The 13,520-nt window shown below is 74.3% G+C and carries 8 protein-coding genes; 1 reads left to right on the top strand and 7 read right to left on the bottom strand.

Features of this window, described 5'->3' with window-relative positions:
- Positions 1 to 147: 147 nt before the first annotated feature.
- The 5 genes from ACIQ87_RS21520 to ACIQ87_RS21500 form a co-directional block, all read right to left on the bottom strand.
- Positions 148 to 1,137, bottom strand: coding sequence for a hypothetical protein (locus ACIQ87_RS21520; protein ID WP_402409063.1), 990 nt, complete (start codon positions 1,135 to 1,137; stop codon positions 148 to 150).
- A complete protein-coding gene (gene sigM, locus ACIQ87_RS21515; protein WP_402409060.1) occupies positions 1,134 to 1,844 on the bottom strand; it encodes an RNA polymerase sigma factor SigM in 711 nt (236 codons plus the stop codon). The genes ACIQ87_RS21520 and sigM overlap by 4 nt, the downstream gene beginning before the upstream one ends.
- 42 nt (positions 1,845 to 1,886) lie before the next feature.
- Complete coding sequence (locus tag ACIQ87_RS21510) at positions 1,887 to 3,863, bottom strand: protein kinase family protein (protein WP_402409057.1); 1,977 nt, start codon at positions 3,861 to 3,863, stop codon at positions 1,887 to 1,889.
- A 305-nt stretch (positions 3,864 to 4,168) separates the two neighbouring features.
- Entirely contained in the window at positions 4,169 to 6,724 is a 2,556-nt protein-coding gene (murJ, locus tag ACIQ87_RS21505) for a murein biosynthesis integral membrane protein MurJ (protein WP_402409054.1), read from the bottom strand.
- Between the two features lie 58 nt (positions 6,725 to 6,782).
- Positions 6,783 to 9,329, bottom strand: coding sequence for a DUF6049 family protein (locus tag ACIQ87_RS21500; protein WP_402409052.1), 2,547 nt, complete (start codon positions 9,327 to 9,329; stop codon positions 6,783 to 6,785).
- Between the two features lie 389 nt (positions 9,330 to 9,718).
- Between ACIQ87_RS21500 and ACIQ87_RS21495 the strand changes: the two genes are divergently transcribed.
- Positions 9,719 to 11,143, top strand: a complete 1,425-nt coding sequence (locus tag ACIQ87_RS21495) for a CCA tRNA nucleotidyltransferase (protein ID WP_402409372.1) — start codon at positions 9,719 to 9,721, stop codon at positions 11,141 to 11,143.
- Positions 11,144 to 11,227: 84 nt separating this feature from the next.
- Here the strand turns inward: ACIQ87_RS21495 and ACIQ87_RS21490 are convergent, their stop codons facing one another.
- Together ACIQ87_RS21490 and ACIQ87_RS21485 are read right to left on the bottom strand one after the other, a co-directional pair.
- On the bottom strand, positions 11,228 to 11,914 hold the full coding sequence (locus ACIQ87_RS21490) for a hypothetical protein (RefSeq protein ID WP_402409049.1): 687 nt from the start codon (positions 11,912 to 11,914) through the stop codon (positions 11,228 to 11,230).
- 109 nt (positions 11,915 to 12,023) lie between these two features.
- Positions 12,024 to 13,346 (bottom strand): MFS transporter, encoded by a 1,323-nt coding sequence (locus ACIQ87_RS21485; protein WP_402409046.1) that lies wholly within the window; start codon positions 13,344 to 13,346, stop codon positions 12,024 to 12,026.
- Between the last annotated feature and the right edge of the window lie 174 nt (positions 13,347 to 13,520).

Below are 13,520 nucleotides of genomic sequence, written 5' to 3'. Positions count from 1 at the left end.
CGCGTTTGCTGCGGGGAGGGCGGTCCTGCTCCGCCGCCCGGGACAACGACTGACCAGTGTCTCGCATTCCCAGGCGGATCAGTACCAGGCGCCCGGGGTCCGGAAGCGGCGTGGTGCCGTCGGCGTGGATCGCATGGGAACCGCCGGTCAGCGGCTGGGAACGGCCTGGTGGAGGACGACCGGACCGCAGTCGGGGGAGCGCAGGTAGACGTCGACGAAGCCGGGCCGGCCGGGCAGCGGGTAGACCAGGACGTCGACCGGGGCGCCGTGGTGGCTGCCCCGGTCGGTGGCCAGCGGGGTGCCGCCGGTGGGGGCCGGGCAGCCCGGGGCGGTGGGGGAGGCGGTGGGCGAGTCGGGCTCCGGGCGGGCGCCTTCGGCGGGCAGGGGGGCCTCGGACTTGGCGGGCCCGGTGGCCCGTAGCCCCGGGAGGCTCTCCGAACGGGCGAGCAGCTGCTGGACCTGGGCGGCGAGTTCTTCCTCGCGGTAGTCGGTGCCGGCGCCCGTCAGGTGCGGGGTGCCGTGGCCGTCGACGGTGGCGCTCGGGGCGCCGCCCGCGGTGGCAGTCACCGGTTCTGACCGGTCGCCGGGGTGCAGCAGCAGAGCCCCGCCGAGCCCGAGGGCGGCCAGGGCGGCGGCCGTGCCGAGCAGCAGGGCGAAGCGCCGCCGACGGGGGCGGGCGCGACCGGGGCCGGTGGCCGGTCCGGGCCGTCCGGAGGGGCGCTCCCCGGGCCTCGCCGTGGGCCGGGAAGCGGCGGAGGAGGGCGTGACGGGCGCCGTGGCGGCGTGCGGGGGCCGGGCCGGGGTGACGGTCCGGCGGTCGACCGCTGGGGCCTCCTGTGGCCGCTCACCGGCTTCGGGTCCGCTCCCGGCGGCCGCTTCCGCGGCGGCCCCGGCCAGCGCCGCGTCCAGCCGGGCGGCGACGTCGGCCGGCATCGGCGGGGTTTCGACGTCGCCCAGCAGGGCCTGGACCTCGGCGAGCGCGTCGACGGTCTCCCGGCACTCGGCGCAGCCGTCCAGGTGCCGCCGCAGCGCCGCGGCGGTGTCCGGGGAGTCGATCAGCCCCTCGGCGTGGTCGGCCAGCTGCTCGACCGGGGGGTGGCCGTCGGCGGGGTCGGGGAAGGAGGGGTGGGCGTTCATCGGGTGCTCGCGTCTCCTTCCAGGACCGTCCGGCCGGTGCCCGGGCCCGTCCCTGTGACGGCTCCGGTGCGCTTCGGGTTCCCCGAGGTGTCCCGGCGCGGCGGGGCCGAGCCGGGGGCGGGCGCTGTTTCACGTGAAACATCCGGCTCGCGCAGGTGCCGGACGAGGGGGAGGAGCCGGGCCCGGCCGCGCGCGCAGCGGCTCTTCACGGTGCCCACCGGGACGCCCAGCAGCTCGGCGGCCTCGGCCACCGGGTAGCCCTGCATGTCGACCAGTACCAGCGCGGCCCGCTGTTCGGCGGGCAGCTCGGCGAGCGCCGCGGTCAGCTCGCGGTGCAGCTCGGCCCGGACGACCGGGGAGTCGGCCGGCTCGGCGGCACCGACCAGGGTGTCCAGCCGCTGCGGGTCCTCGTCGAGCGGGGTGGTGCGGCGGGTGGCGCTGCGCCGGGCGCGGTCCAGGCAGGCGTTGACCACGATCCGGTGCAGCCAGGTGGTGACCGCCGAGCGGCCTTGGAAGCCGGCGGCGGCGCGGAAGGCGGAGACCAGGGCGTCCTGGAGGGCGTCGGCGGCCTCCTCGCGGTCACCCAGGGTGCGCAGGGCGACCGCCCAGAGCCGGTCCCGGTGACGGTCCACCAGGAGGCCGAAGGCCGCCGGGTCGCCGGCGACGTGCCGGGCGAGCAGTGCCGCGTCGTCGTCCGCCACCGTCACCCCTCGACCCCCTGCCCTCGTGCCGGATCCACCGAACCGCGGTCAGCCGAAGACCTTGACCTCGGCGACCTGGCCGGTGAACGTTCCGGCGCCATCCTTCGGCAGAGCGGTCAGCCAGAGCAAGAGGTAGCGCGTGGTGACCGGGGCGTCGAGGGTGTACTGGGCGTTGGCCCCGCTCTTCTTGTTGCCGATGACCGTGAAGCCGTCGAGCCTGGCCGACATCGGGTTGGCGGCGGCCGCCGCCGTGGGCACCCGCAGTTCCGCCGTGTGCTCGCCGTCGAACTGGACGCTCACCGAGGAGACCGCCTGCGGCGAGCCGAGGTCGATCAACAGGCCGGTGCCCGACTTGAGGGCGGGGGCCTTGGGGCCGAACTGGTCGTTGTACCACTGGGTCTTCCAGGCGGTGTTCGGGTCGCCGTCCACGGCCTTCGCGGGGTTGTCGCTCCCCTCGGTCCCGTCGCCCGGCTGGGTGTACGACTGCGCGCCCTTGACGGTGAGCTGCACCGGGTTGTGGGTGCTGGCCTGCGGGCTCGGCGCGGTGCTGCTGACCGAAGGGGCCGGGGACGCGGAGGGCCCCCCGGTGTGGCGCAGGTTGTCGACGAACTGCCAGGAGGCGACGCCGATCGCGCCCAGCGCGACCGTCCAGGCGGTGGCCTTGATCACCCGGCGCAGCCGCCGCCGGGTGCGCCGGGAGGAGACCGGGCGGGAGGAGGCCGGCAGCGGGGCGACGGTGGTGTCGGCGACCCGGGTCGGGTTGGGCGCGGTGGGCAGCGCGTGGGTGTTGTGCCGGGGCGGGGTGGGGAAGGCGGGCAGCTCCGGCTCGGGCTGGCGGATCCGGGGCATCTGGGCGATCGCCCGGACCAGCTCCTCCGGCGTGGTGATCGGCCGGGCGTGGTGCGGCGGCTGGTCGAACAGCGCCCGCGCGGCGAGCTCGGACAGGCCCTTGTGGACCCCGGCGCGGACCTGGTCCGGCGCGGCGTTCTGGAGGCCCTTGGGCAGGCCCTGGAGGTCGTAGCGGTCCTCCGGGTACGGCCAGCGGTGGGTGAGCGCGGCGAACAGCAGCGCGCCGATCGCACGGGTGTCGGCCCGCTGGGCGTCCTCGGCCCCCTCCTCGGGCAGCCCGCGCAGCGCGGCGTCCACCGCGATGCCGTTGATCCGGTACTGGCCGCTGTCGGTGCGCAGCACGCAGCGCGGGGTGAGCCGCAGGTGGGCCTGCCCGCGCCGGTGGGCGGCCGCGACGGCGTCGGCGACCTGGCGGACCATCTGGTACGCCTCGTGCGGCTCCATCGGTCCGTCCGCGAGCAGCTTGGCCAGGTCGGAGGAGTGCGGCAGCCACTCCCGCACGACGTAGACCAGCTCGCCCTCGTGGACGGCGTCCAGCACCTGGACGAAGCGCGGGTCGCCGAGCAGTGCGGCGGACTTGGCCGCGGCGAGCACCTTGCGGGCCCGCTGGTGGCCGGAGGCCATCAGGTGGACGCCGACGGCCCGGCGCAGCTTCTCGTCGACGGCGCGCCAGCTGCTGAAGGTCTCGGTCTGGGAGATGCACTCCTCCAGCCGGTACCGGTGGCCGATCATGTCGCCGCTGCGGCGCTGCGGGGCGGGGAGGGTGCGCGGGAGGGTGGCGGTGTCGCGCGGGTCGACCGTGGGCTGCGGGTCGGTGGGGCGGCGCGCGGGGCGGGCGGGTTCGGGTGCGGGCTTCTTCCGGGGGGAGCCGGCGGCCAGTTCGGCGCGCAGCTCCTGGACCGAGAGCGGAGCGGTGATCTCCGAGGTCTCCTCGCCCGAGGCGGCCTCCGGTCCGGCCTCCGGTGCGTCGTCCGCGGCCCCGTCCACGGCCTCGTCCGGCTCGGTGCGCGCGGCGGCGGCAGCGGTGGTGGCGCCCTTGCGGCGGGCGTCCGCGGAGGCGCCCTCGCCGGCGTCCTCCGAGCCCGCGAGCTCGTCGATCGCCGCGGCGAGCGCGGCCTCGTCCGTCGCCGCGTCAGCTGCTGACGTGTCGACGACGGCCTTGGTGCCATCAGCCACCGTGGTCCTGCCTCCCCTTGTGTCGCCCCTGCCTGAGAGAGTCGCTGGAGCCCGAGGGTCGGCGGCCCTGTGCTCCAGGACAATTGTGCCCACTCTTCTCCACCGGGTACGACCGCTGAGACGTCCGCGCGGTTGCACGCGGGTGGAGAGATGTGGTGCAGATCCGACACCGGGTCGCCATCCGGCGGTCGTACGGACCCTGACCAACGGGTGCCGCAGCACTCGGCCGGACGAGCGGAGGAGCGTTTGCCGCTCCCGTTGACGCCCGGTCAGGGCGCCCGCTCGTCCGGCCGGTGGTCGGACGGTTAGCGGCCCATCCGGCCGCGGACCATGCCCAGCATGGAGTTCAGTTCCTCGATCCGCAGGCGCTTCGCGATGAGCACGAAGACCGCCAGCTGGAGGCCGCCGGCCACGACCAGGGCCGCGACGCTGCCCGCCCAGCCGCCGAGCACCTGCTGGACGCCCAGGCTGGCGCCGAGGCCGACCAGGGCGGCCGGGACGCCGGCTGCGGCCAGCCGGCTGTACGTGCGGCCGATCCGCTTGGTGTCCAGCCCGCCGATCCGCTTCTTCAGCTTCGGCATCGCGACCGCCACTCCGATGGCGTACGCCAGGCCGTAGCCGAAGGCGAGGCCGGTCACCGTCCACTCGGCGGGCAGCACCAGCCAGCACAGCAGCGCGAAGCCGGCCTGGCAGGCCGCCACCCAGACGGTGTTGGAGAACGGGGTGCGGGTGTCCTCGTAGGCGTAGAAGCCGCGCAGCATCACGTACTGGGCGGAGTAGGGGATCAGGCCCAGCGCGAACGCGGAGAGCATCAGGCCGACGTTGGTGGCGTCGTTCAGGACGGTGTCGTTGCCGCCGACCGCGTAGATCGCCCGCCCGATCACCGGGCCGAGGGACAGGAACAGGAAGGCAGCGGGGACGACCGCCACCGCGGTGGTGCGCAGACCGTAGGAGATGTCGTCTCGCACGGCTCCGGCGTCCTCGTCGGCCGCCGCCCGGGAGAGCCGGGGGAGCACCGCGCTCATGATCGACACGGTGATCACGGCCTGCGGGAGCTGCCAGATCAGCAGCGCGTTGGAGAACGCCGCCAGACCGACACCGTTGTGGCCGGCCGCCGCCGCTGCGGCGCCCGCCTTGGTGGACAGCTGGGTGATCACCAGGTAGCCGGCCTGGTTGGCGAGCACGAAGAAGAACGTCCACTTGGCCAGCCGGGCGGCCTTGCCCAGGCCGTGGCCGCGCCAGTCGAAGCGTGGCCGGAAGCGGAACTCGGCGGCCCGCAGGTACGGGATCATCGCCAGCGACTGGACGGCCAGACCGATCAGGGTGCCGAGGCCGAGCAGCCGCACGCCCTCGGGGGAGATGCCCTCCGGGGTGACGTGGGTGGTGCCGAACCCGCCGTAGACCCAGATGTAGGCGGAGAAGGTGAAGATCACCACGATGTTGTTCAGGACCGGGGTCCACATCATCGCGCCGAAGCGGCCGCGGGCGTTGAGGATCTGCCCCATCACCACGTGGATGCCCATGAAGAAGATGGTCGGCAGGCAGTACCGGGCCATCGCCACCGTGGTCTCGGCGCTCTCCGGGGTCGCCATCGTGGAGTGGGCGATCATCTGCACCAGCACGGGTGCCCCGAGTACGGCCAGGAAGACCACGCCGCCGAGCCCGACCATCACCAGGGTGAGCAGCCGGCTGGCGTACGCCGTGCCGCCGTCCTCGTCGTTCTTCATGCTGCGCACCAGCTGCGGCACGAAGACCGCGTTCAGCGCGCCGCCGCCGATCAGGATGTACAGCAGGGTCGGCAGGGTGTTCGCGGCGTTGTACGAGTCACCCATCACGCCGACGCCGATGGCCGCGGTGATCACCATGGTCCGGACGAAGCCGGTGCCGCGGGAGACCAGCGTTCCGGCCGCCATGATCGCGCTGGAGTTCAGCAGGCTGGAGACCTTGCCGCCGCCGGCCGCCTTGGCGGGCTCGGCGGCGGGCGCGGGCGCCTGCCGGGCGGCCTGCTCCTCGGCGACGACGTCCGCGAGCGGCTCGACCGCCGGGGGCACCGCGACGGCGGCCACCTGCATGGTGGCCTCCTCCTCGGAGAGCGGCGGGTCGAACTCGATCGGCGGCACGAAGTGCTGCTGTCCGCCCGGGGCGCCGCCGTGCGGCGGCGGTCCCTGGTAGCCAGTCGCCGGGGGGTAGGGCGCGGAGCCCGTCGCCGGGGGGTAGGGCGCGGAGCCGGCCGCCGGGGGGTAGGGCGCGGAGCCGGCCGCCGGGGGGTACGGCGCGGGGCCGGCCGCGGGCGCGGTCGGCTGGACCGGCTGGGGGGCCGGAGCGGGCTGGGGGACCGGCGGCTGGGCCGCGGCCTGCGCCGGGCGGCCGCCGAACAGCGCGTCCACCCCGACGTACTCGGTGGTCTCGGTGTCCCAGGCGGAGTGCGCCGGGCCCGGCTCCCACTGCGGCCGGGGCTGCTCGGTGCCGCCCCAGTGGCCGCCGGCGGCCTGCGCCGGGGCGGGCTCCTGCGGCCAGGCGGCCTGGACCGGGGTGTCCCAGCCGGGCTGCACCGGCGGCACCGGGGCCGAGAACTGGTCCTGGGCCTGGTAAGGGGGCGGCGGCACCGGCGTCGGGTAGCCGCCGCCCTGCGGCGGCAGCTGCGGCGGCACGTCGTACGCGGCGGCCGGCGGCTGGGGCGCGGCGGGCCGACCGGCCCGCAGACCGTACGGGTCCTGGCCGTCCTGCGGGTGCCCGTACGCGTCCGCCGCGTACGGGTCCTGGGCGTAGGTGTCGGCCACGTACCAGTCGCCGGACGGCGACTCGGCGCCCGGCCGGCTCTCACCGCGGCCCGGCGGCCGCTCCTCGCTGCGCCCGGTCATGTCACCTCTTCGCTGTCGTGGGGGGAGGCCGGCCCGGCGGTGCGGGGGTTCGGCGGTATCAAGGACCAACCTTCTCATCACTGGCGGCCCGATCCCGGCCATCCGGGCTGCTGCCGCGCGGTGTCTGCGCTGGACCGTCACCACGGGCGTCGTCCGGGCCGTCGGTCCCGTCCGGTGCCGGGGGCCCGGCGGGATCCGTCGGCCCGTCCTTCGAGGAGGCCTCCGTCGGGTCCTGCTCCGCGTCCCGCGGCTCGTCCTGCTCCGCGTCGCCGCCGTCCGTCGCCGGGCCGTCCCCGACCGGCTGGTCGCCGTCCTCGTGCGGCTGCCCGCCGCGCCGCTTGCGCTGGCGCATGAAGCGCAGGGCGGCCAGCAGCAGCAGGACGCCGGCACCCGCGAAGATGTACAGCACCCCGTTGGTCACCGAGGTGACCTCCACCCGGAACTGCTGCGGCTCGCCGTACGGCCGGGAGTCGGGGCCGGTGGTCCACAGCTGGGCGGTCATCGCGACCGACCCGTTGTTGTGCGCCTCGGCGTTGAAGCGGAGGGTCACGCTCTGCGAGGCCGGGAGGACCAGCTCCTCCTCCTTGCTCACCCGCAGCCTGTTCGGCTGGGCCGAGGTGAGCACCAGCTTCAGGTTGGTGACCGTCTGGGTCAGGTCGTTGCGGACGCTGACCTGGAGCAGACCGGTGTCACCGGACAGGGTGACCACGTTCTTCTTCGGCACCTGGACGGCGCCGGTCAGCTCCTTCAGGTACTTCGTGACGCCGGTGCGGTAGGTGCTCCCGGCCGCCGGCTGGCTGCGCCACTCGGTGGACAGCGAGCGGACCATCGCGGCGCTGAACGGGCCGCGCACCCGCTGCGGCAGGGTGAGCACCCGCATCAGGGTGTCCAGGTCGTGCTGGATCCCGTCGGTGCTGCTCAGGTCGTCGGCCGGCAGCTCCGAGGCACGGGCCTGGGTCGGGTAGTCGGTGGGCGCGGGGACGGCGGTGTTGGCCTTCGGGTCGGCCGCGGCCTGGGCCACCGCGTCCAGCTTGACCGAGGAGATCCACTTGCCGTCCGCCGTCTGGAGGGCGCTCGCCAGCGCCTTGGCGCCGGTGGCGCTCAGCTCGCGCGGGGGCATGACCAGCAGCCCGCGCTGGTTCTGCGGCTGCTCGTGGGTGATCGCGAAGGTCTCGGCGAGGAAGCGCTGGGTGGACTCGGTCTGCGCCTGCGGGCTGCTCAGGTCCCGGTCGAAGAGCGCGGAGACGGTCTCGTCGGCGACCACGGCGTTCTGCCCGTTGCCGATCGGGCGGGCCGCGCTCGGGGTGTAGTTGAGCGAGTCAGCCTCCGGCATGCTCCCGCCGTTGACCAGCACCGTCCCGCTGCCCGCCTGCTGGGCGAGGGCGGCGATCTGCTGGTCGAGGTAGCCCTGGTACGGCCAGGCGACGTCCGAGCGGGTGTCCACCGAGAGCCGGCCCTCGACGGTCAGCCGGCCGGCCGTGGCCGCCTTGCTCAGCGCGGTGGTCATCCCGGCCAGGTCGGAGCCGTTGTGGGCGATCGAGGCGAGGTCCGGGTCGGCGTACGGCAGCGAGACCACCTGGCTGCCCGGCTTGGCCGCGGCGGCCCGCAGCTTGTCCAGCCAGGCGACGGCGGCGGCCGAGGGCTGCAGCTGGACGGTGTTGTCGTCCTTGGCCGACTTGCCCGACGCCTCGGTGCCCGGCTTCTGCACCCGGTAGGGCCTGGTCATCGCGAGCGCGGCGTCCAGCAGGTCCGGGTCGATCACCCAGGTCAGGCCGTTCAGCTTGGCACCGGTGTCGACCAGCTCGTACAGCCGGCCGCCCGGGGCGAACTCGGCGGACAGGCTGTCGTCGCGCAGCACCGCGATGGTCTGGTCGTTGCCGTCGGTGCTGGTCTGGGCGGCCACCACCGGCGCGTGCACCAGCGGCCAGATCGTGGCGACCTTCGTCGGCTGCGCCTCGGCGCCCGCGTTGTACGGCAGGAACGTCCGGGCGATGCCCAGGGCGCGGTCGCGCGGGTTGTCGGCCGTGCCGCCCCACGCGTCCACCGCGAGCTCGTACGCGCCGCTCGCGGAGAGCCCGAGGTCGCCCACCGCGACGCTCAGGGTGTACGGCTGGCTCTGCCCCGGGCCCAGCTCCGGCAGGGCGTACTGCGGGCTGTCCAGCTCGACGCCGTCCCTGCTGTCCGGCGTGGAGCGGTCGGCCACGTTGGCCAGGTCGCTGCGCCGGTCCAGCGGCCTGCCGGTGTTCGGCTTGCGGACGGCCGCGTGGGCGCCCTTGACCGCCGACTTGCCGGCGTTGGTGACGTGGCCGCTGATCGTCACGGTGCCGTTCGGGACGGCCACCTGCGGGTTCAGCGTGTCGATGGTCACCACCACCGGGTACTCGGCCGTGGCGGTGGAGTCGCCGGCCGGCCGGACGTTGCCGCCGGTCGGCAGCGCACCGGCCGGGGCGGCCGTGAAGAGGGTCAGGACGGCCGCGCAGGCCGCGGCCAGGCGCAGGCCCGCACGGCGTGCCCGCCAGGCCGGATGACGCCCCTCGGCCGGGCGTTCTGCCCGTCCAGGCTGTCGGTGCGCCCCCAGGCCCGAGTGCCGTGCCGGCTCACTCACTCGCTTCGCCCTCGCCGTTCTCGATCGTTCGCTGCTGATGCTGTCCGTCCGGCGCGGTCCGCCCGACGGTCTTCGCCTGACCCTCTTGGAACTCTTCGCCCGACGCCTGGAACCCTTCGCCCGACGCCGTCGCCGCACCGTTGCCGCGGGTAGGTTCCGCGGTGGTCGCGGCGCGCGACACCGCATCCCCTGTCCGGTGCCCGAGACTCGTCCACCGGCATGGTAACGATGCAGCCCGTGGTGCAGTGTTGCGGGCTGTGGGGTGAGACGCCCAGAACGCGCGGGCGGTTGACCTGTCCGGCCACGTACCCTTGTGAGCCGTGTCCACTGCCAATGAGCCCACCGCGCGCACCGACCGTTCCAGCACCGCCGTCCAGGTCGTACCAGGCCTGAGCGAGGCCCAGACCCTCGGCCTCCAAGAGCTGCTGCGGGTGTCGCCGGTCGCCGACGAGATCGCCCGCCGGTTCGAGGCGGCCGGTCACCGGCTGGCGCTGGTCGGCGGCTCCGTCCGGGACGCGCTGCTCGGCCGGCTCGGCAACGACCTGGACTTCACCACCGACGCCCGCCCGCAGCAGGTGCTCAAGCTGGTCAAGGGCTGGGCGGACGCGGTCTGGGACGTCGGCATCGCCTTCGGCACGGTCGGCGCCCGCAAGGACACCCCCGAGGGTTCCTTCCTGATCGAGATCACCACCTACCGCTCCGAGGCGTACGACCGCACCTCGCGCAAGCCCGAGGTCAGCTACGGCGACACCATCGAGGAGGACCTGGTCCGCCGGGACTTCACGGTCAACGCGATGGCCGTCGACCTGCCCGGCCGCGGCTTCGTCGACCCGCACCACGGCCTGGAGGACCTTGAGGCCCGGGTGCTGCGCACCCCCGCCACCCCCGAGGAGTCCTTCTCCGACGACCCGCTGCGGATGATGCGGGCCGCCCGCTTCGCGGCCCAGCTGGACTTCGACCCGGCGCCCGAGGTGGTCGCCGCGATGACCGCGATGGCCGAGCGGCTCACCATCGTCTCCGCCGAGCGGATCCAGGCCGAGCTGAACAAGCTGCTGCTGGCCAAGCACCCGGTGAAGGGCCTGCGGCTGCTGGTCGACACCGGCCTGGCCGAGTACGTGCTGCCCGAGCTGCCCGCGCTGCGGCTGGAGCGCGACGAGCACCACCGGCACAAGGACGTCTACGAGCACTCGCTGACCGTCCTGGAGCAGGCCATCGACCTGGAGCAGGACGGTCCGGACCTCACCCTGCGGCTGGCCGCGCTGCTGCACGACATCGGCAAGCCGCGCACCCGCCGCTTCGAGCTGGACGGCCGGGTCTCCTTCCACCACCACGAGGTGGTCGGCGCCAAGATGACCCGCAAGCGGATGCGCGATCTCAAGTACTCCAAGGAGCTCACCGAGGACGTCTCGCGCCTGGTCGAGCTGCACCTGCGCTTCCACGGCTACGGCGGCGGCGAGTGGACCGACTCCGCGGTGCGCCGCTACGTCACCGACGCCGGGCCGCTGCTGGAGCGCCTGCACAAGCTGACCCGCTCCGACTGCACCACCCGCAACAGGAAGAAGGCGGCCGCGCTCTCCCGCACCTACGACGGTCTGGAGACCCGGATCGGCGAGCTGAAGGCGCGGGAGGAGCTGGACGCCATCCGCCCGGCGCTGGACGGCAACCAGATCATGGAGCTGCTCGGACTGGCGCCCGGCCCGCAGGTCGGCAAGGCGTACAAGCACATGCTCGAACTCCGGCTGGAGCACGGCCCGATGGAGCACGAGGAGGCGGTCTCGGCGCTGCGGGCCTGGTGGGCCGAGCAGCAGGGCTGAGTCAGGAGCCCGACACGACACAGGGGTGGCCCCGGCCGAGCGCCGGGACCACCCCTGTGTCCGTGCGGGGCCGCTTGCGTCGCTTCAGGACTTCTTCACCGGCGGGACGCCGGTGGTGGCGGGCGCCAGCGGGCCGAGGCAGAGCACGTACCGCTTCTTGTTCCAGCGGCGGCCGCTCTTGCCCGAGACCGCGCTCGTGGTCTGCGGCGTCTGCTTGCAGCGGGTCACGTCCGTGGTGCCTTCGAACTTCGCCAGGACACGGTAATTCGCTTTGCTGTCAGTGCACTTGACGATCTCGACGTCGCGCGAGCCGCTCGCCCGCACGCAGTCGCCGGGCTTGGCGCTGCTGACGCTCGGTCCGGCCACGAAGTAGCCCACCGCCAGCGCGATACAGCCGCCGACCACCCCGACGACCCGCAGCTTGGAGCGGATGCCACGCTTGGCGGCCGGTGCGGGCGCCGCGGGCGGCATCGCGGGGGCGGGCTGCGGGTGGCCGTACGGGTTGGGGCCCGGCTGCTGCCCGTACGGGTTGGTGCCCGGCTGTCCGTACGGCGGCTGTCCGTACGGCGGCTGTCCGTAGGGCTGTTGGCCGTGCGGCGGCTGTCCGTAGGCCGGCGGCGGGCCGTAGCCGGGCGGGGCCGGCGGCGTGGGCTGCCCGTAGGCCGGCGGCGGTCCGTACGGCGCGGCCGGCGGGGGAACGGGTGCCCCGTACGGCGGTGCCGCGGGCGGTCCCACCGGGGCCGGTCCGTACGGATTGGGTGGTGTGCTCATCAGTTCGTCCCCCGAGACAGAGTTCTGTCGATCCGACAGGTCCGATACCTTAGCGAGTCGGTGGGACGCCGTCGGCCGCGAACCCCCGAGGGTTCCCAGGAAAGCCTGGTCAGCGGGGGAGCGGGCGCCGGCGGGCGGAGCGCAGGTAGAGGACCGCCGTCAGTGCGTATACCCCGGCGACCCCGATCACCACCCCGACCGATCGGCCGGACAGCGGCAGCACCAGCGCCGTGACCAGGGCGGCGGCCACGAAGGCGACGTTGAACAGCACGTCGTAGATGGCGAAGACCCGGCCGCGGTACTCGTCCTCGACCGACTCCTGCACCATCGTGTCGGCGCAGATCTTGGTGCCCTGGGTGACCACCCCGAGCAGCAGGGCCGCGATCAGACAGGGCACCAGCGTGAAGCTCAGGCCCAGCGCCGGGACGAAGACCACCGGGGCGACCAGACAGGCCGTCATCCACCCGGCCAGGCCCAGCCGGCGGGTGCACCAGGGGCTGACCAGCGCGGCGACGAAGAACCCGGCGGCGGACAGGCCGACCGCCTGGCCGAGGGTGACCAACCCGGCCGCGCTGTCGGTCGGGTCGTTGAAGGTGTAGCGGGCGAGCATCACCACGACCACGATCAGCACGCCGTAGCAGAACCGGGCCGCGGTGACGGCGGCCAGCGCGTGCACGGCGGGCCGGCAGTCCCGGACCAGGTGGCGCACCGCGGCGCCGAGTTCGACGGCGGCCCGGACCAGTGCCTGGCCGAGCCCGGGGCGGTCCTCGTGCCGGTCCGGTCCGAGCAGGTCGCGGTCCATCCGCCGGGCGGCCAGCGCGGCCGACAGGTAGAGCAGCGCGGCCACCGAGACCAGTGCGGCGTCGGCCTTCGGCCCGGGGGCCATCAACTGGTGCAGCAGGAAGCCGATGCCCCCGCCCGAGGCGGCCGCGACCGTCCCGAGGGTGGGGGAGAGGGCGTTGGCGGTGACCAGCTGGTCCTGCTCCACCACCCGGGGCAGGGCGGCCGACAGCCCGGCCAGGATGAACCGGTTGAGCGCGGTGACCAGCAGGGCCGAGGCGAAGAACAGCCAGGTCGGCGCCTCGGCCAGCAGCAGCGCGCCGGTGCCCAGGCCCAGCCCGAAGCGGGCCAGGTTGCCGAAGTAGAGCACCTGGCGGCGGCGCCAGCGGTCCAGCAGCACACCGGCGAACGGGCCGATCACCGAGAACGGCAGCAGCATCACGGCCAGCACCGAGGCGATGTCGGCGGGGGAGGACTGCTTCTCGGGGGAGAAGACCACGTACGCGGCGAGCGAGACCTGGAAGACGCCGTCCGAGAGCTGCGAGAGCACCCGGGCGGTCAGCAGCCGCCGGAAGTCGCGGCCCTTCAACAGGTCGAGGAGCGTGGCCCGGTGCGCGGACCGGTGGGTGCTGCCGTTCTCGGTGATCGCCACCCGCCCAGGGTGCCACGGAACCGGTCGCCGTTTCACGTGAAACATTGGCTGCGGGAACGTGAAGGGCCCACGGTCCGGAGGCGGTTTCTACCGGTCGTCGCAACACGTGGTCGGTTTGATCAGGCCGCGATGAGTTTAGCCAGACGCTCGGCTGGGGTTTCCCAGCCGAGCGTC

The organism is Kitasatospora sp. NPDC096204, from assembly GCF_044763205.1.
GTDB lineage: Bacteria > Actinomycetota > Actinomycetes > Streptomycetales > Streptomycetaceae > Kitasatospora.
Note: the sequence above shows the minus strand (reverse complement) of the source record. Positions and strands in the feature narration are given on the sequence as shown.